Genomic DNA, 18,224 nt, shown 5'->3' with positions numbered 1-18,224 from the left:
GGTGCGAGGAGGGGTCAGGCGCTGACTGCGGTTTCCGCGACGAGCGCTTCGGTTTCCCGCCGAACCTCCAGCGCCTGGGCCAGGGAGTCGTCCATAACGACGTCGTCCCAGCCGACGATGGCGCCCTTGGCTATGTCATTGCGCAGTTCCACGTGGTGGGCCAGCGCAACCGGGAGGGCGCCGGTTGCGACCGAGTGCTTGGCCGAAACCAGCTGGCCCCAGACTGCGTACCCGCCCTCGCCGTCGAGGAATTCCCCGGCTTTAAGGTCCTTCTTCGCCGTCGCGACAACGTCGCCGAAGAACCCGATCGGCGAACCCGTGGAGATGCCGCGGAGGGCGGCGTTGGCGATGGACACGTTGAGTTCCAGGCCGACGTAGTGGTACGGGCGGTACAACGCGGCGTACTGCCCGGTGGGGTCCGGGTGCCAAGGGTACTCGTTGAAGCAGCCGGAAACGTATGCGTTCGTGGCCTTCACGACGACGAAGACACCTTCTTGCGTGTTGTGGGGGATCCAGGTGCCGTCACGCTTGACGCTGGACATGACGTCGACGGTGCCTTCGTGGGCGAGAGCTCCCCCGACGTCGGCCGGGCGGCAGATTGTTGCGATTTCCTCGACATCCCCCGGCGTGAACGTCAGCCCGGTGTCCGAAGGTACCAGCCCGGCGCTGTTGGCAACGGCGGCCATCTCAATGGCAGCCTTGGTGCCATCGCGGAAAGACGTATGCATGTTCGGGTTCAGCTGGCCCGAATCGGTGAGCTCCTTGGAAAACTCCCAGTTCTCCCAGACGTTGTCCGGGTTCATCTCGTGGTAGTGCTCAAGGAACTTCGCGCCCTTGCCGGCACAGACAACGTCGAAGCCGCTGGTGCGTGCCCAGTCGACGAGCTCCATGATGAGGGCCGGCTGGTCGCCGTAGGCCATGGAATAGACAACACCAGCGACTTCTGCGCGCTTGGCCAGGGCCGGTCCTGCCAGGGCGTCGGCTTCTACGGTGACCATGATGATGTGCTTCTTCGTTTCGATCGCCCGCAGCGCGTGCTTCACACCGACGATCGGGTTGCCCGTTGCCTCAACGATGACGTCGATGTCGACATCGAAGAGCTCGTCCGCGTTGGCCACGATCGCCGTCGAGCGGTCCCTGAGGGCAGTAGCGATATCCGGAGCAATCTGGTTCTTGGGCCATCCAACAAGTTCGAATGCGCCTTCTGCGCGCTTGACGTTGATGTCGGCGATTGCCACCACGTGGACGCCCGGGATGTTGTTGGCCTGCGCCAGATACATGGTTCCGTAACGGCCGGCTCCAATGAGCCCGACTCGAACGGGGCGGCCTTGCTGCTCGCGGTCACTGAGGAGCTTGTGAAGGTTCATGGGGTTCTCTCTACTTGACGTTTGCGTCGAGAGAGCCCACCGGGAGGTGGAGCAACATCTTCGTCGCAAACTGGAGTTTTAGGACCGGAGTGGAACCGGTACCACTTTTGTACCAGCGGATGTTAGGCTGTGTCAACAGTCACGAACGAAACCAGGAGCACTGGCCGGCCAGGCCTTCAGGCACCTGCCGCGCCCTATACCAGGACCTCAAGGAGGAGGAGAAGTGAAAAAGGCACCCACTATTCGCGATGTCGCTGCCGAGGCTGGCGTTTCCGTCTCCGTGGTATCCCGGGTCCTTAACCCCGAGTCAGGCCCCGTGGCCCCGGCCAAACGCGAGTTGGTGTTGCGGGTCATCGGTGAGCTCGGATACCGTCCGCGGGCTGCGGCCCGTGAGTTGAGCGTGGGGCACGCCCTGACCGTCGGCCTGGTGGTCGCCGACCTCGCCAACCCCTTCTTCGCCCAGCTTGCCGACCGCATCGTGTGGGAAGCCCGCAGCCACGGCGTGCAGGTAGTGGTCATGACCACCCAGGAGGATCCGCACCTCGAAGCCGAGTCCCTGGACACACTGCTGGACCGTTCTGTCGGGGGAGTTATCGCGACGCCGACCGGAGCCAACGTCGACAAGTGGGCACGCCTCCAGGCCCTGGGGGTAAACGTGGTTTTTGTTGACCGCACCATAGCGGAATTGGCCGACGTCGACGTCGTCAGCATCGAAAACACCGATTCAGCCCGACGCGCGACGGAGTATGTCCTCGGGCTGGGCCACACGCGGATCGGCCTTATCTCCGGTCCCCTCACCACGTCAACGGGGCGCTCAAGGATCCAGGGCTACCGGACGGCGCACGAGAACTTCTCAGCCAGCGTCGATCCGCAGCTTATCCGGGATGTGCCGTTTCGCGGAGATGGCGGGGGGGATGCCGTCGGGTCCTTGCTGGGCCTGCGCGACGCTCCGACGGCGCTCATCGTTGCAAACACGGCCCAAGTGCAGAGCTCAGTCCGGCGCCTCGTCCAGATCGGGGTGCGGATACCTGAAGACCTGTCCGTCGTGGTCTTTGACGACAACCCCTGGACAGAGCTGACCAGCCCACCGCTCAGCGTGATCCGCCAGCCCATCGACATGCTCGCCGTGCACTCCCTCGAACTCGTCCTCGGTCGAATGCAGGGCCGGCTTCCGTCCGCCCCGCGGACGATCGAAGTCAGCGCGGACTTCGTGCCGCGCAGCAGCTGCTCACCTCACGTCCTCTCCCCTATCAAGTAAGGAAAGCCCATGCCCGTCATCGTCACCGCCCTTTTCACGCCGAAGGAAGGCGCCTTCGATTCCGTCGTTGCCGCCCTCTCCCCCGCCATTGCCGAGGTCCATCAGGAACCGGGGTGCCTGCTCTACGCCATCCATGAATCCCCCACCGGCGAAGTCCTCATGATTGAGAAGTGGGAGACCGCGGAACTGCTGGACGCCCACGGCGAAGGTGAGCCCGTCAAACGCCTCAATGAGTCGCTTGTCGGACTCCTGGAGAAGCCGGTTGAAGTGCAGCGCCACGTGCCGATTCCGGCGGGGGACGCGCTTCAGGGAAGCCTCTAGTGAGCCGCGCCATCGTGGTCATGGGAGTCTCCGGCGCCGGCAAATCCACCGTTGGGGCAGCGCTGGCCCACCGCACAGGCGCCGCTTTCGTCGATTCTGATTCCCTGCACCCGCAGGCAAATGTGCTGAAGATGGCTGCCGGCAACCCCTTGAATGATCGGGACCGTTGGCCTTGGCTCAGCCTGGTAGGCACCGAGTTGGCGTCAAACCACCCGGAGGGGATCATCGTCGCTTGTTCGGCGCTGAAACGGACCTACCGGGACGCCATCAGAGCCATAGCACCTGGAACGGTGTTCATCCAACTCAGCGTAGAGCTGCCCGTCCTTCAAGACCGCGTAGCCCAACGCCCTGGTCACTTCATGCCTCACTCCCTCCTGCAGTCACAACTGGAAACACTGGAACCCCTGCAAGCAGACGAAGCGGGATTCGCCGTGACGACGCACAGCAGCATCGAGGCGATTGTTGACCAAATCCTCGCTCAACTTTTGACCACGGCCGCCGTACAGTGACGTAGCGCCAAGGTGACGCGGTCCGACTATGTGCGGCCACGGGCGAGGCTAAAGCCGGAGTGAAATAATCCGGGAGCCGTCAATGTCCGTTTCCACCGTGGCGCGGACGGAACTGTAGTCATTGAGGTGCAATACGCCGTCGGGAAGTTGGCCGGTATGCGGGCCTACTGCCACCGTGCGGATGCCGGCAGCCAGGGCTGCGGCGATCCCCGCTGGAGCGTCCTCGAAGACGAGGGCGTCCGCAGGCTGCACACCCAGTAGTTCGGCCGCCCGCAGGTACCCTTCCGGATGCGGTTTGCCGCGGGTGATCACGTCGGCGGTGACGGCGGCCGCGGGCATGGTCAGCCCGGCCGCGTCCATTCGGAGGTCTGCCAGGATCCGGTCGGCTGATGTCACCAAGGCAACCGCGTCGTCGGGAAGGATGTGCAGCAGTTCACTGGCGCCGGGCAACGGCACAATCCCTTCGGTCCGGACACGTTCCATGGCGTCAAGCTCGGCAGTAAGCGCTAAAACGTCGGAGCCCGCCGGGGCGAACCGTCGAACAGTGTCAATGGCTTGTACGCCATGGGACGTGCGCAGGATCTCTGCGTAGTCCAGACCGTATCGGAGAGCGAACTCGCTCCATATTTGTTCCACGACGGGTGTGGAATCCACCAGCGTGCCGTCCATATCGAAGAGGACAGCGCGGCAGACGAGGGTGCGTGGAGCGGCAGGCGTGGGGGTATCCATCCGTCAATCATGACCCGATCCACCGGCAGAATGGCGAGTGTGACGACAACCTAGACCGCCACTCTCAGCCCTTGACCAGAATTCTCAGTCCGGCCCAACGGCACCAAGCTGTCTTGGCTTGCTCCGTGTGGGCTCTGATCCAATCCTGTAGGTCCGCCGCGCCGTTTCCGCGAACAGCTGATGGCGTTCGTGCCCTGACATGGTGGCAGTTATGTCATCGAAGGCTGTGTAGAGGGCGGTGAAGCTGGAGTAGAGGCTGTCGACCGGGAAGTTGCTTCCGAACATGGTCCGATCCGGCCCGAAGGCGTCAATGGTTTCCAAGACAATCGGTCGGATAGAAGCCGTGGTCCAGGAATGATCGTTCGTTCCGAGTGCCGAAATCTTGGCGACCACGTTCGGCTGGTCCGCCATTCGGTGCATGCCTTTGCGCCAGCGCTGCAGGGATACCGGGTCCCGTTCGATGGGCATCCCCGCATGGTCCAGAACGATCAGCGTTTCCGGGTGGTCCGCGGCAAGCCGCGCGGCTTGCTCCAGCTGGGCGGGGAAGACCTGCAGGTCAAAGGACAGGCCCAGGGATGCAAGGTGCGAGAATCCCTTCAGCCATGCCGCGTCGGTGAGCAGGTCCGGACGGGCAGTGTGCGTGTACCGCGGGTCGGGATGCCAATTGAGGATGTCCCGTATCCCCCGCACTGTCGGTAAGGCCGCCACCTGTTCCAGGAGGGGCAACACTGCCGGGTCAGTGAGGGACACCTTGGCTACTTGAACGGAAGGCAGGCCATTGCCGTCATGCAAGCCCTGTATCCAGTCAGCTTCCCAAAGGGGGTCGGCTGCGCCGTTTTCGATGTGGACGCAGCCGACCAGATTGAACCCTTGCGTGTCGGCCAGGTAGTCCTTCAGAAGGTAACTCCTCCGGAGCGCCCGGTCGTCCCCGTGGTACCGGAAGGGTTCGACGGGTCCTTCAAGCCATGGATAGGACTGGGAGAAATCGCAAAGGTGGTGATGCGCATCAATTATTTCAAAATCGAGCATCATCGCCCCCTCGTCCCAAGAGGGCGGACGCCATCAGGCCGTTGCCTCCTTCTTCTCGGACTTCTCCGCTGACCGTTTCTTCCGCATCGGCCAGCCCTTGCTGCCCTGGTCCAGGGCCACGGCGATCACGACGACGAGCCCGGTGACAATCTGTTCGTAGAAGCTGGGGACGTTGAGCAGAACGAGGCCGTTGGTCAGGGCGCCAAGGATCAGCGCTCCGACCAGGGTTCCGGCGATCCGTCCCTCACCGCCCATGAGGTTCGCTCCGCCAATCACGGCGGAAGCGATGGCCGTCAGCAGGTAGGGGCTGCCGGCGTCGGTTTGGGCCGCGTTGATCCGGGCAACGATGACCAGTCCGCCGATTCCGGCCAGCACACCGGACAGGGCGTAAACGGCGATCTTCACCCTGTCTACGCGGACCCCGGAGAGCCATGCTGTTTCTTCGCTGCCGCCGGTGGCGATGACATTCTGGCCGAACACGGTGCGGCGCAACAGCAGCCAGCAAAGCACTGCGAGGACCGCAACGAGGATGACCGCGACCGGCACTCCGCCGACGTAGCTGTTAAGCATGAACACGAAGTCCTTGGGGATGTTGTAGACGGGCTTCCCGTTGGTGACCACGTATGCGAAGCCCTGGTAAATGCTCATCGTTCCGAGGGTGGCGATGAACGGGGGCAGCTTGAGTTTGGTGATCAGGAGGCCGTTGATGGCGCCGCAGACCAGTCCGATGGCAATGCCAGCGAGTAAAGCGAAGAACGGCGAGGTCCCGGAATTGACCATGATGGTGGCGGTCGCAATCCCGACGAAGCTCGCGATCGAGCCGACAGAGAGATCGATGCCTCCGGTGATAATGACGAATGTGATGCCGAGCCCGATGATAGCGTTGACGCTGGCTGAGACGGCGATGTCGCGGAGGTTGCCGGAGGTGAGGAAGTTCGGGTTCAGCAGTCCGAAAATCAGGAAGATGACCACAGCTGCGATGTAAATCCCCAGGGCCTGGAGGTTCAGGGTCGGCCGTGTTCGAAGTCTCCCCTTGGCGGTGGCCCCCTGTAGCCGGTTCACGCCGGTGTTCTGGTCCTGTTCGCCCGCGTGTTTGGGCAGGGTGGGCTGGCTCATGTCGTTGTCCTTTCTGCGATGCCCATGGCATTGGCCACGAGGCTGTGTTCGTTGATGTCGTCACCGGTGTGTTCGGAGACGAACTGTCCCTGCCGCATTACTTTGACCCGATCGCTGAGCGAGATGATTTCCGGAAGGTCGGAGGAGACTACGATGACGGCGCTGCCGGCTTTGGCCAGCGCGTCGATGAGTTCGTAGATTTCGACTTTGCCGCCGACATCAACGCCTTTGGTGGGTTCGTCGAAGAGGAAGACCTTGGTGTTGCGCCAGGTCCACTTGGCAATGACGAGTTTTTGCTGGTTGCCGCCGGAGAACTGGCGGGCGTTGAGACGGACGTTGGCGGGGCGCAGTGACATTCTCGCCGCAGCCTCTTCCGCGGCGGCGATTTGTTTTCGAAGGCTAATGATCGGTCCAAAACCGTTGAACTGCCTGTCCGCGGTGAGGGCGATGTTGAAGTAGGCAGGAACCTGCAGGACCAGACCCTGGTGTTTGCGTTCCTCGGGGATGAACGCGATACCGGCGTTTCTGCTGTCCCTTGGCGAGCGGATCCTGCGTTTTTTCCCGTCAACGCTTATCGTGCCGGTGCTGCCTTTGTCGGCCCGGATGATTGCACGCAGGAACTCAGTACGGCCCGAGCCGACCAGGCCGGCGATTCCCAGCACTTCGCCAGCCCGCACGTCCAGGGAGAGGGGTCCGCCGCCGCTCGGGTGGCTGACCTCCGAGGCGGAAAACAGGACCGGGGCGTCATGCTTGACAGGGTGCTGCCGTTTGAACGACAGGAGTTCCCGGCCGACCATGTTCCGTACTATGTCCTGTTCCGATGTCTCCACAATCGGCTTGGTGTAGTTGACCGTGCCGTCCCGTAGGACCACGACCTTGTCGGAGACGCTCATAACCTCGGGCATCTTGTGTGAAACATAGATGATGCCTACCCCGCGGGTGTGGGCGATCTCCCGCACACGGTTCAGGACGCCTTCGACGTTGTGTTCCAGCATGCTGGTTGTGGGTTCGTCGAGGGCCACGATTTTCGCGCCAAAGGCCAGGGCCCGGGCGATGGTCAGGGCGTGGCGTTGGGCGGGGCTCAGCCCCCGCACCGGGGACTTGGCGTTCAGGGGGAACCCCATCTGGGCGACATCGGCCAGCGCCTGGTCGATGTGTGTGCCGGCGTCCCGGCGCTCACGTGCGGTGCGCCCGAGCACCAGGTTCTGCTCCACCGACAGCTGCGGAACAATGGCGGGTTCCTGGTGGGCAATCCTCACCCCGTCAGCCAGTGCCTGGCGGGGTGAGAAGTGTGCCCTGCGGGTACCGTCGATGATCACGGAACCGTGGTCAGGGACGAGCGAACCGCCGAGGATGGCGAGCAGGGTGCTTTTGCCGGCACCGTTTTCCCCCGCCAACGTGCAGATTTCGCCCCTTTCCAGGGTGAAGCTGACGTCGTTCAGGGCCCGGACACCTGGGAATGACTTCGCGATATTCTGCAACTCAAGCAGCGGAGCAACCATGATGATTACCGTCCCTACGGCATTCCGGTCGGGTACTGCCCGACATTGGCGGAATCGACGATGAAGGCGGGAACGTCGACCCAGCCGGGAACCTTCTTGCCGGCCAGCAGCCAAAGCGCTGCGTCCACGCCGCTGGCGCCTTCGGTGACGGGTTGCTCACTCACCGTGGCAGTCATATTGCCCGCCTGGATTTCTTTCTTGGCCTGAGGAATGCCATCGGTGCCGACCAGCAGGACCTTGCCCGTGAGGTTCTTGGCCGCGATGGCGGCGGCGACCCCCAGGGCCATCCCGTCGTTCTGGGAGTAGAACGCCTTAATGTCGGGGTTGGCCGTGAGCATGGCCGAAGCAATCTCCTGCGCCTTGGTTTGATCCCATTTGGCCGTCTGGGAGGCGACCAGCTGCAGGTTCGAATGCTTGGCCAGGCCCGTCTTGAAACCCTCGCCGCGGTTCAGCGCGTTAGATGATCCCGGGTCACCCTCGATCATGGCCACCTTGCCGCCGTCGGGGAGCTTAGTTGCAATGTAATCAGCAGCAGTCCCACCGATCGTCAGCGCATCGGGACCGACGTAAACGCTTCCCGGCACCGTGCCCTTGGCATCATTGAGGATGACGACGGGCGTGCCCTTAGCGAGGGCATCGGTGAAGACCGTGTCCAGGCCGGTCGCCGAGATAGGCGATGCGAGCAAGGCGGTGCAGCCCTGGTTCGCGGCGCTCTTTGCCTTGTCCAGCTGCTCGGTGATGGACGACTCGTCCGTCACATCAAACGTCTGGTACTTCACGCCGAGCTTCTTGGCCTCGGCTTCAAACCCATCCCGCTCGAATCCCCAGAACTCATTGGACAGGGTTCGAGTGATGTAGCAGAGCTTGGTATCCGCCGATCCGGTCGGCGGCCCCAGGCTGCTGGTGAGATCCTTGATGGGTGTCTTTGCTTGCGCGTCAACGAGGCTGACCGGACCCGCGGCCTGGCCGGACTGGCCGGACTGTCCGGAGGGACCCTCGGGAGTGGCGCTGCAGGCCGCGAGCAGCGCGACGGCTGCGGTAGCGGCGGCGATTTGGGCAGCCGCCCTGGGAAGTTTGTTCATGATCTGTGTTCCTTTCATCTTTGGAAGGCCCGCGGGAGCGGGAATTCATGTTCATTGGTGGCAACCGCCCCACTAGGAGAAGGCCGGCGCCGGGTCTCAGCCGTGGATTTTTTCGGGTGCTTCCGGGGATCTGGTGGAGGTTTTGGCGAGAGAAACTCCCAGGACGTTCTCGATGTGCTGGACGTCCGCGGGGGTGAGGAACGATTCGGAGCGACCGCAGACGAGCCTGCCGGCCTCGTTGGCTGCCCGGAGACATACGGAGAACGGGTGGTCGCTGGCCATGGCCAAAACCATCATTCCCAGGAAGCTGTCGCCTGCCCCCACTGAGTTCACCACGCGGACCGGCCCAACTTTCTCGTGCAGCAGGTCGTTCCCGTTCAGTGAGACCACCCCGCCCTCGCCGAGTGTCAGAACCGGGGTCTTGGCGCCGGCTTCACGGAGAGCCGTAACCAACAGCCGCGCGTCGGTGTCCGGCGAAACGTCCAGGACGTGGCAGGCCTCGCTGCGATTCATGACCACGACGTCGGCCAGCCCGAGGAGCGTCCTCGCCTCCGGATGTACCGGGGAGAGGTTGAGCACCACGGTCGAGCCGAGTTCACGGAAACGCGCCGCTGCCCGCCGGACGGCGGGAAGGGGGACCTCCAGATTGAGAACCACAAAGGCCGGCGCTTCATGATCTTCGAGGTAGGCGTCGACATCGGCCGCCGAGAAATTCCCGTTGGCTCCCGGAACAACGACGGTGTCGTACTCGCCCTCCGGGTTGACCCGTACGTGCCCTACACCGGTATGAGCCCGCTCATCCCGGATGACGCCCTCGGTGGTAATGCCCCGTTCGTGGAGGGCCCGGACGATGAAATGGCCGAGATCATCCGTTCCGACTCGTCCCACGAGCGTCACCGTCGGATCCAGCGATGCAATACTCATTGCCGCATTGAGGCTCTTGCCGCCTGCGGCCATCTCGAAGTTGGATCCGGCTGCGTAGCTCGCGGCAGTCGCATCCGCGCCTACGTAGGCAATGAGATCTGTATTGATCGATCCGACGACGCAGATACCGGTTGAACGCACCTAGACACCCACGACTTTCGACCACAGGACGGACGATGCCTGCAGTGCGTCTCCCTGAGGCAAGTCAGGATGGTCGCGGACCAGGTCGCGGGCCATGTCGATGATGGCCGCCATTCTCTCAATGTTCATTTCGCATTCCGCGACGGGGTTCTCCCGTACCGGATCAGTGTCGAAATAGAACGTTCCGTCGTATCCCTCGCGGAGCAGGTAGTACACGAGTTCCAGTGTCTCGGAGAGGTGGATCGATCCGACCACGAGGCCGTCGTCGGCCACGCCGTGTGAATCGTTGAGCTGCAGCCCGAAAAGTTTCTGGTCCCGCAGGCACATGGCGGCGGACTGAGCCGGATTTTCCCGCGCCATCAGCAGGTGTCCGAAATCCAAGGTCACCCCGAGGTTGGGGCGGGCACAATCTTTGATGAGGTTCATGACCGCGCCGGTGGTGTTGAGGATGGTGCGTCCCCGGGGCTCGGCAGGCTTGTATTCGATCGAGATGCGGATGTCCTGGTCCACGTCGGCGACGGCCTGAAGGCTTTCGACCATCCAGTTCCAGGACTTCATGTAGTCCATTTGCAGAGGGTACTCATACCCGTCATGGGCCGGCCAGAGAAGTACGTGGTCGGCGCCGAACTCCCGGCACAGGCTGATGGCTTCCTTCACCATTCCGACTGCCGCCTCCCGAAGCGCGGGGTCTGGGTTGGTGAACCCTCCGTTGGCGAACTGCGGCGCCGGCCAGCGAAGCTGGATGCCGCGAACGTCCAGGCCGGCTTTGTCCAAGGCTGCCTTTATGTCTTCCACGGAGTCCTTGAGAAAGTGCTCCGGGTAGTTCAGTTCGAGCGTAGTCAGCCCCTTCACGCTTCCCGCGGTTGCGATCAGGTCAAGCACGGAGTCTTCACCGGAGGGATACTTCTTGCCCTTGCCCAGACCAAAGGAATTCAGCCGGGTGGAGTACTTGATTTCAGTCATTTGTGTGTCGCTTTCGATCGTGAACGCTACTTGGTCCAGGTGGACGGCGATCGAAATTCCTGTCGGAACTTCGGCTCTGAAGTTGGGCTGGTGTTGGAAGTCTAAGAGGCGTAGGACCGAGGCTGGCGGGAAAAAATCAATCAGGGGCTAGAATTTTTCATTGCTGAATATCGATTCAGAAGGGTCCGCGCCGGTGCAGCAGGAACACCGCCTCCCCCGGCCGCTGGCAGCCCTTCAAGGCGCGGTCCCCGCAGCCGCAGGAGCCGCCATTCGCACCTGCATAAATATTCATACTGGCACTGAAAGTGACGAAATATGACGCAGATCACCCCGCCGTCTTCCCTGCTGTCGGTCAGCACCGAACAGCTCCGGCTGTTCACCAAGATCGCTGTGCTGTATCACGAGGAGGGCTTGTCGCAAGGCGACATCTCGCAGCGACTGAACCTCTCCCAGGCAAGGGTTTCGCGTTACCTCAAGAACGCCGTAGAACTGGGAATCGTACGGACGTCGATAGTTCAGCCGGCCGGAATCTATGTCGGTCTCGAGAAAGCGCTTGAAGAGAAGTACGGGCTCCGGGAGGTTGTGGTCGTGGACGTCATGGACGGCGCCTCGCTGGGAATGCGCCTGGGCTCCTCCGCGGCCACTTACCTCGAAACGACAATCGACCCCGACGATTACGTGGGAATCTCCTCGTGGAGCACGACGCTCCTGCACACGGTCGAAGCGATGCGGTCACGGCCGAGAAAAATCGCCAGTGAGGTTATCCAACTAATCGGCGGCGTGGGCAGCCCTCAGGCCCAGATTCAGGCTACGCGCCTGGTTTCCCACCTGGCAGAACTGACCTCGGCCAAGCCCTACTACATGGGGTGCCCGGGACTCGTAGCCAACCAGCAGATTCGTGAAGCGTTCATCGGGGATCCCAACGTGGCGTCCTCCATCGCCGCTTGGGACCGCCTGACCACGCTGCTTGTGGGGATCGGGGCGTTTCCGGCGTCTCCCTTGTGGCAGGCCAGCGGGAATGCCTTGAGCAGAGCGGAAGAACGGGAACTGTCCAAAGCCGGCGCAGTCGGGGAGATCTGTTTGCGATTCTTCGACATCAAGGGCCAGCCCATGAAGCCAGCCATTGAAGAAAGAATGATCTCCATTGACGCCGACGCCATGATGCGTGTACCCCGCCGCATCGGCGTCGCCGGCGGCATGCGCAAACTGGCTGCCATCCGCGGTGCCGTCGCGGGGGGATGGATCAATGTCCTGATAACGGACGCTGACGTGGCGAGACAACTCCTGGAGCCGCCGCAACTGTAAATGAAACGGCCGGCACACCGGCCTGTGATGAGACTCACGAGCAACAATCGCTCTCTGGCTTGAGCCCCGGGGACCCCGCTGTGCACTATGGAAAGGCACGGTCGCGAGGGAAACCGCACGGCCGATGCAGCCCTGACGTCCACTCGAACGCGTAAGCGCACGGGTGTGGTCAGCGGCGAAGCTTTACCCATCCTGGTGGACGCAATGAGGCCAAACCGGTGAGCTCGCAGAGCTGCCAAAGGTCTCAGGCGTTCCTGGTTGGCTCACGCAGGCTCCGCATCGGTGCGGCAGCCGGACATCCGGATATGAATGGAAGCACTGAACAATGACGTTTGAAACTGCCACCTCTGTGACCCACAAGCTCTGGGACCGTTCCAACATGCACAACGAACTGGATGCCCTGGTCCACGACCTGTCGGTCAGCCACAACACCCCGAAGAGCAACATCGCGGTCCACGCCAGCGGGCCGAACACCTTCACGCTCAGCCTGAACCACGGCGAGGGCAACCTCGAAACAGTCAACCTGTAGCGAACACCACCGGGCGACGGCGGGAGGAACCATCTCCCGCCGTCGCCTTTTTGCTGGGGTCACCGGCCCAGCTCGCGGCCTTGCAAACGGCCGCTTCCTAAAACGGACCCTTTTGCACGAGGTTGGCCGGAGCCCTTCCGGCCGCCAACGCCTCGAGCTGTCGCCGCAGGAGCTTCAGGATCCTCGGCTCGAAAGCCGAGGCGTTGCCGCCCACGTGCGGCGTGATCAGTGCGTTCGGTGCGGACCACAGCGGGTGGTCTTGTGGCAGAGGTTCGGGATCCACGACGTCGAGGGCGCAGTGCAGGCGCCCGGAAAGGACCTCCTTGGTCAGGGCCGCCGTGTCCACCACGGAGCCGCGGCCCACATTCACCACCAGGGCGCCGTCCGGCAGGGAGGCGAGGACACTTTCACCGATCAGCTGGTGGGTCTGCTCATTCAGGGGCAGCACCGAAACGAGGACGTCGTGTGTAGCGGCGAGCGCGGGCAATTCCGCGGACGCGTGCACGTCGCCATGTTCATCGGTGCGCGCCGAACTCCCCACCCGGGTGAGCGTGACTTCGAACGGCTCCAGGCGGCGGGCGATCTCGTGCCCGATCCCGCCGACGCCCACCAGCAGCACCCGCCTGTCAGCGAGGGACTGCCGCCGCTCCGGCCGCCAGAGCCCGCGCTGCTGATCACGGACTGCCTGGTCAATGCCGCGCAGCTTCGCCAGCATCAGCCCCACGGCCAGCTCGGCGGTGGCAGCGGCATGGACGCCGGCGGCGTTGGCCACGCCCGCGTCCGGTCCGGCTGCCTCGATGATCCCGTCGTACCCGGTCGACTGCGCCTGCACGAACTTCAAGCCGTCGATGCGCGCCAGGGATCCCAGCACGGCGGCGGCGCCGATGTAGGGGAGGATGACGCCGTCGATCTCACTGACGGTCCCGCCCTCGGGGTCCGACTTCAGATCCCAAAGCACTCCCTTCAGCCCTTCGGGCAGGGGCGAGAGATCGGCGAGGAGCTGACGGTCGGGGAAGCTGACGGTGCGGACTGTTTGCATCGGAGAACCTCTCGATTATGCGGCCGAACTCCAAAATCTACTACAGCGCACCTAGGTCGCGGCTTCAGCCTCCGCCAGCCTGATCATGCGGAGCTCGTCCGCCAGGGCGCGGGAAGGCCAGTGCTGCTGCGCCAGTTCCCGCACCCGGGCCTCATCTGTTGCCGGGAAGAGCTTCTCGAGCAGCCCTGCTGCGGAAAGCAGCGCGATCAGGGCTGCAGTCCTCGGATCGGGCGGCGCGGCGTCCGGGGGCCCGGCGGTAAGTGCAGCTTCGATCTTTTGCAGGAGCGCAGCTTTCGGAGCGTGATTCTTTTCCGGGTACCGCGTGGTCCTGAACAGGCCCAGGTGCTTCTCGCCGACATGGTCCACGATGCCGAGCGATGCCATCCCCTCGTAGACGCGGTGCAGTTCAGCGCGGCTCTCCAGCATCGAGACCCACCGCTTGGGAGTGTGGGGCCGTGGCTTGTCCCGGATGAGTTCCAACTGGTGACGGAAGTCCGACTGCGGGTCGGCGCCGGTCGCCCGGACATGCTTCCCCTGCAGCCCGATTGCACCGATCAGGTCCAGTTCGGCCAGTATTGCCCCGGCCAAAGCAGCCCTAAGCACGGACTGCGGCACAACCGGCTCGCCGTCCTTGTCATTCGTTGCCAGAAGGAGCAAAGCCTGGGGAAGGTTCAGCTCCTGGGCCCGTGGCGTTTCAGCATCCATACGATCATGGTGGCGCAGCCACGCCCCCATCACAACGGCGCCCGGAAAACGGCGCCGGACTTCGGTCCTGCTGGGCTATAGAAGATTTACAAGCCTGAAACGCAAACCCCTAGCCGCAAGTGCAGTTGCAGAGTACATTGAATGCAACTTCACTTGCAGAGTGCGCTACGTTACAACGGAGGTTGGGATTTGAATACCAGCGCGGCGGACATAGGGGCCAGCGCGGGCGGCGGAAGCAGCGCCCCGAACGTCTCCCACGCCTGGCTAGGTGACGTCCTCCCGGACGTTCCACTGTCCAAAGCCCAGAGCCGGGTAGTTGATGTCATCGGCCGTAACCCGCAGCTGTCCTCCTACGCCGACATCGCCGAGATCGCCCAGCGCGCCGACGTCAACAACTCCACTGTGGTCCGCGCAGCTCAGCATCTGGGCTACCGAGGCTGGCCGGATCTCCAGCGCGAGCTGCGTTCCCGGTATCTGGTGATGATCTCCACGGAGGACACCCTGACCGAGCACGGCGAACACCGCAGCCCGCTCCATGACGCACTCAACCACGACATCGAGAACCTGCGCCTGACACTGGACTCCAATACCGCCGACGACGCCGAAGCCGCCATCGCGGCGATGGCAGCCGCCAAGTCCATCACCGTCCTCGGGCTGGGGTCCTTCGCGGGTCCCGCCAGCGTCATGGCGCATCTTGGCTCCACCATGGGCTACCCCATCACTCTGGAGAACCGCGGAGGTGTCCATCTGGCGTCCAGCACCAACTCCCTCGGCAAGGGGGACGTTCTGGTGGTTATCAACATGTGGCGTTCCGTGCGGCAGATCATCGTCGCCGCCGAGGCTGCCAAACAGGCGGGCGCCACGGTGATCGCCATCAGTGACATGCGGCGCGGCCGCCTGGCGGCTGCGGCCGACCACCTCCTGGTGGTGGCTTCGGAAGGAATCTCCTTTTTCCAGTCCGTCACCGCCGCGAACTCCTTGATCTACGGCCTGCTCGCGGGTATGGAGGCCGCCCAGCCCGAACGCAGCCGCGCCGCCATCCGCCGGACCCAGCAACTGTGGAAGGACCTGGACATTTACCTCGACTGACCGCCAGCGCGAAGTTGCCCGCCCTTTCCACCGCATCCATTCCATACCTACCTTTTCCGGGAGCAGTTCATGAACACCAGCACCGACCGCCGCATCGCCGTCATAGGCCTCGGCGCCATGGGCGGAGCAATGGCCGCCACGCTCCACCGCGCCGGCTGGGAAGTCACCGGCTTCGACCCCTCCGAAGCCGCCAGGTCTGCCGCCTCGGACGCGGGGATTCGCGCCACCGACACCCTTTCCGATCTCGCCGGAACCCCGTACGTGGTCCTCTCGCTGCCGGCTGCCAGCATGGTCCAAACCACAGTCCCCCAACTCCTGGCAGCACCGGGAACCATCGCGATCATTGACACCACCACCTCCGAGCCGGCCACGAGCAGGCAGATGGCGGACCTCGCGGAAGCACAGGGTGCCGCTTTCGTGGATGCTCCGGTTTCCGGTGGCCGCGACGGGGCAGCGTCGGGGTCCCTCAGCGCCTTCGTCGGGGCGACCGGCGGCGCCCTTGCCGCCGCCGAGCCGGTCCTGCTCGCGCTTACCGGCGGCAAATACAGCCACATCGGGGGCCCCGGCAGCGGAAACGTCGTCAAACTCCTCAACAACGTCCTGGCTGCAGCCAACCTCGTCTCCGTCGGCGAAGCCCTGGGCGTCGCCCAGGCCTACGGCATCGATCCCGCCACGGCGGCGGCCAGCATCAGCCAAGCCTCCGGCGGCAGCAAAGTATCCGCGAACATGTACCCGAACTGGGTCCTCACCGGTACCCACGATTCGGGATTCTCGCTGGGCCTCATGGCCCGGGACGCCGCCCTCGCCGTGCAAGTCGCCGCGCAAATCGGCGAAACACCGGCCTTGCTGGCCGCCGTCGCGGGCCAGTGGCAGGAGGCGTTGGCCGTCCTCGGACCGCGTGCGGACTTCACCGAGATCGCCCGGACCGTGGCCCCTGCCATCACGCCTGCGGGCGCTCCCGGCACCACGCCTGCCGGCGCTCCTCCCGCCCCTGTCACCACAAACGGCACCACCGCCGTCGCCTGAGCCAGCCCGCCACGAGCCCCGAAGGAACCTATCCCATTGAGCATCACCACAGCACCGACCTCATCCTCGGCGGCCACCGCCCGGGCAGTCCTGGACGCAGCCTTTCCGGCCGGCCTCGGCGCCTTCCTTGACGGCAGGACCGTTCCCGGCGGCGGTGAGAGCATTACGCTCACCGTCGCGGCCACCGGCGAGGCGTTTGCCTCCTACGCTGACCCGGGCGCCGAGGGCGCCAATGCCATCCTGGAAAGCTCCACGGCCGGCGCAGCCGCCTGGGGCGAAATGAACGGATTTGAACGGGCCGCCATCCTGCGCAACGTCAGCCGCGTCGTGGAAGAACACGCGGAGGAACTGGCCATCCTCGAGTCCGCCACAACGGGCAAGCCCATCCGCGACGCCCGTGTCGAAGCTGCCAAGGTGGCCGAAATGTTCGGCTATTACGCGGGCTGGGCGGACAAGCTGACGGGGCAGACCATTCCCGTTCCCGGGCCGTGGCACACCTACACCGAACGCGTTCCGTGGGGCGTCGTCGTCGCCATCACCCCCTGGAACGCTCCGCTGTTCACCGCCGGCTGGAACTCCGCGGCGCCGCTGGCCGCCGGCAATGCCGTGATCATCAAGCCCAGCGAATTCACGCCGGCCTCATCCGTCCGCCTCGCCCAGCTGGCCCACGAGGCGGGTCTTCCCGCGGGCGTGTTCAACGTGGCCGCGGGACTGGGCCAGACCGTGGGCGCTGCCCTCACCACCGACCGGCGCGTCGGCAAAATCAGCTTCATCGGTTCCGTCCCCACCGGGCGCCGCGTGGCAGTAGCAGCCGCGCAGGCCGGGATTCCCGCGCTTCTGGAACTCGGCGGCAAGAGCGCGAACATTGTGTTCGCCGACGCCGACCTGGACCGGGCCGCCGACGGCGCCATCTCGGCAATCTTCTCCGGAGCGGGCCAGTCCTGCGTCGCCGGATCACGGCTCCTCGTGGAGCGCAGCGTGCACGCACAGTTCGTTGAACTGGTGGCCGACCGGGCCGCTCAGCTGCGGATCGGCGACCCGCTGAGCGCGGACACCGAGGTCGGCCCGATCATCACGGCACAGCAGTTCGCCACGGTCAGGTCGCTGATCGAGGCAGGGCTGGACGACGGCGGCCGCCGGGTCACCGGAGCGGCGCTCCCGGAGGCACTCGCAGGGTCCCCGTTGGCCGGCGGGCACTGGGTCATGCCCACCCTGCTCGACGGCGTGACGCCCCAGAACCGGCTCGAAACCACGGAGGTTTTCGGTCCGGTGGTGGGGGCGGACGCCTTCGACACCGAGGCCGAGGCCATCGCCCGGGCCAACAACACCACTTTCGGCCTGGCCGGTGCGGTGTGGACCTCCGATGTTTCCCGCGCCCACCACATCGCCCGTGAGGTAAAGGCCGGCACGTTCTGGATCAACTCCTACAAGACCATCCACGTGGCCGTTCCGTTCGGCGGCTTCGGCGACTCCGGCCACGGCCGTTCGTCCGGTCCCGGCGTCCTTGACGAGTACACCCAGACGAAGGCCATCTGGGTGCCCACTCGCGCAGCAGGTTCTCCCTTCCCGTCTCTGTCCTACTGAAGCAGG

18 protein-coding genes are annotated in these 18,224 nt (G+C 64.2%); 8 read left to right on the top strand and 10 right to left on the bottom strand.

Going from position 1 to position 18,224, the window contains the following annotated elements; translation table 11 throughout:
* Positions 1-14: 14 nt before the first annotated feature.
* Positions 15-1,367, bottom strand: coding sequence for an NAD(P)H-dependent oxidoreductase (locus QFZ65_RS03975; RefSeq protein ID WP_306908346.1), 1,353 nt, complete (start codon positions 1,365-1,367; stop codon positions 15-17).
* 223 nt (positions 1,368-1,590) lie between these two features.
* On the opposite strand from QFZ65_RS03975, the gene QFZ65_RS03970 reads away from it, so the two are divergent.
* Genes QFZ65_RS03970 through QFZ65_RS03960 form a run of 3 tightly spaced genes read left to right on the top strand, consistent with a single transcriptional unit; the run spans position 1,591 to position 3,455 of the window.
* On the top strand, positions 1,591-2,625 hold the full coding sequence (locus QFZ65_RS03970; RefSeq protein ID WP_306908344.1) for a LacI family DNA-binding transcriptional regulator: 1,035 nt from the start codon (positions 1,591-1,593) through the stop codon (positions 2,623-2,625).
* Between the two features lie 9 nt (positions 2,626-2,634).
* Positions 2,635-2,946, top strand: coding sequence for a putative quinol monooxygenase (locus tag QFZ65_RS03965; RefSeq protein WP_306908342.1), 312 nt, complete (start codon positions 2,635-2,637; stop codon positions 2,944-2,946).
* Positions 2,946-3,455, top strand: coding sequence for a gluconokinase (locus QFZ65_RS03960; protein ID WP_306908340.1), 510 nt, complete (start codon positions 2,946-2,948; stop codon positions 3,453-3,455). The genes QFZ65_RS03965 and QFZ65_RS03960 overlap by 1 nt, the downstream gene beginning before the upstream one ends.
* A 48-nt stretch (positions 3,456-3,503) precedes the next feature.
* Here the strand turns inward: QFZ65_RS03960 and QFZ65_RS03955 are convergent, their stop codons facing one another.
* The 7 genes from QFZ65_RS03955 to QFZ65_RS03925 all read right to left on the bottom strand — a co-directional run bounded on the left by QFZ65_RS03955 (position 3,504) and on the right by QFZ65_RS03925 (position 10,941).
* Entirely contained in the window at positions 3,504-4,184 is a 681-nt protein-coding gene (locus QFZ65_RS03955) for an HAD-IA family hydrolase (protein WP_306908338.1), read from the bottom strand.
* 84 nt (positions 4,185-4,268) lie between these two features.
* Entirely contained in the window at positions 4,269-5,216 is a 948-nt protein-coding gene (locus tag QFZ65_RS03950; protein ID WP_306908337.1) for an amidohydrolase, read from the bottom strand.
* A gap of 30 nt (positions 5,217-5,246) precedes the next feature.
* Complete coding sequence (locus QFZ65_RS03945) at positions 5,247-6,329, bottom strand: ABC transporter permease (RefSeq protein WP_306908335.1); 1,083 nt, start codon at positions 6,327-6,329, stop codon at positions 5,247-5,249.
* On the bottom strand, positions 6,326-7,831 hold the full coding sequence (locus QFZ65_RS03940) for a sugar ABC transporter ATP-binding protein (RefSeq protein WP_306908332.1): 1,506 nt from the start codon (positions 7,829-7,831) through the stop codon (positions 6,326-6,328). The genes QFZ65_RS03945 and QFZ65_RS03940 overlap by 4 nt, the downstream gene beginning before the upstream one ends.
* A 14-nt stretch (positions 7,832-7,845) precedes the next feature.
* Positions 7,846-8,913, bottom strand: a complete 1,068-nt coding sequence (locus QFZ65_RS03935; protein ID WP_306908329.1) for a substrate-binding domain-containing protein — start codon at positions 8,911-8,913, stop codon at positions 7,846-7,848.
* A gap of 96 nt (positions 8,914-9,009) precedes the next feature.
* Entirely contained in the window at positions 9,010-9,978 is a 969-nt protein-coding gene (locus QFZ65_RS03930; protein ID WP_306908327.1) for a PfkB family carbohydrate kinase, read from the bottom strand.
* The gene (locus QFZ65_RS03925; RefSeq protein WP_306908325.1) at positions 9,979-10,941 is read right to left on the bottom strand and encodes a sugar phosphate isomerase/epimerase; all 963 of its coding nucleotides are present in this window, start codon (positions 10,939-10,941) and stop codon (positions 9,979-9,981) included. It lies immediately after the preceding gene.
* Between the two features lie 315 nt (positions 10,942-11,256).
* Here QFZ65_RS03925 and QFZ65_RS03920 point away from each other — a divergent pair, with 315 nt between their 5' ends.
* Complete coding sequence (locus tag QFZ65_RS03920) at positions 11,257-12,246, top strand: sugar-binding transcriptional regulator (protein WP_306908323.1); 990 nt, start codon at positions 11,257-11,259, stop codon at positions 12,244-12,246.
* A gap of 325 nt (positions 12,247-12,571) precedes the next feature.
* Positions 12,572-12,775, top strand: a complete 204-nt coding sequence (locus QFZ65_RS03915; protein WP_306908321.1) for a hypothetical protein — start codon at positions 12,572-12,574, stop codon at positions 12,773-12,775.
* 97 nt (positions 12,776-12,872) lie between these two features.
* On the opposite strand, the gene QFZ65_RS03910 is transcribed toward QFZ65_RS03915, so the two are convergent.
* A complete protein-coding gene (locus QFZ65_RS03910) occupies positions 12,873-13,814 on the bottom strand; it encodes a 2-hydroxyacid dehydrogenase (protein WP_306908319.1) in 942 nt (313 codons plus the stop codon).
* Between the two features lie 51 nt (positions 13,815-13,865).
* Positions 13,866-14,519 (bottom strand): GPP34 family phosphoprotein, encoded by a 654-nt coding sequence (locus QFZ65_RS03905; protein ID WP_306908317.1) that lies wholly within the window; start codon positions 14,517-14,519, stop codon positions 13,866-13,868.
* A gap of 189 nt (positions 14,520-14,708) precedes the next feature.
* Between QFZ65_RS03905 and QFZ65_RS03900 the strand changes: the two genes are divergently transcribed.
* The 3 genes from QFZ65_RS03900 (at position 14,709) to QFZ65_RS03890 (ending at position 18,218) form a co-directional block, all read left to right on the top strand.
* Positions 14,709-15,608 carry a MurR/RpiR family transcriptional regulator gene (locus QFZ65_RS03900; protein ID WP_373427560.1) on the top strand — a complete coding sequence of 300 codons (900 nt, stop codon included), beginning with the start codon at positions 14,709-14,711 and terminating at the stop codon, positions 15,606-15,608.
* A gap of 69 nt (positions 15,609-15,677) precedes the next feature.
* Complete coding sequence (locus QFZ65_RS03895) at positions 15,678-16,634, top strand: NAD(P)-dependent oxidoreductase (protein ID WP_306908316.1); 957 nt, start codon at positions 15,678-15,680, stop codon at positions 16,632-16,634.
* Between the two features lie 36 nt (positions 16,635-16,670).
* Complete coding sequence (locus tag QFZ65_RS03890; RefSeq protein ID WP_306908315.1) at positions 16,671-18,218, top strand: aldehyde dehydrogenase; 1,548 nt, start codon at positions 16,671-16,673, stop codon at positions 18,216-18,218.
* Positions 18,219-18,224: the final 6 nt, after the last annotated feature.

The organism is Arthrobacter sp. B3I9 (assembly GCF_030816935.1).
In the GTDB taxonomy this organism is placed as follows: Bacteria; Actinomycetota; Actinomycetes; order Actinomycetales; family Micrococcaceae; genus Arthrobacter.
Note: the sequence above shows the minus strand (reverse complement) of the source record. Positions and strands in the feature narration are given on the sequence as shown.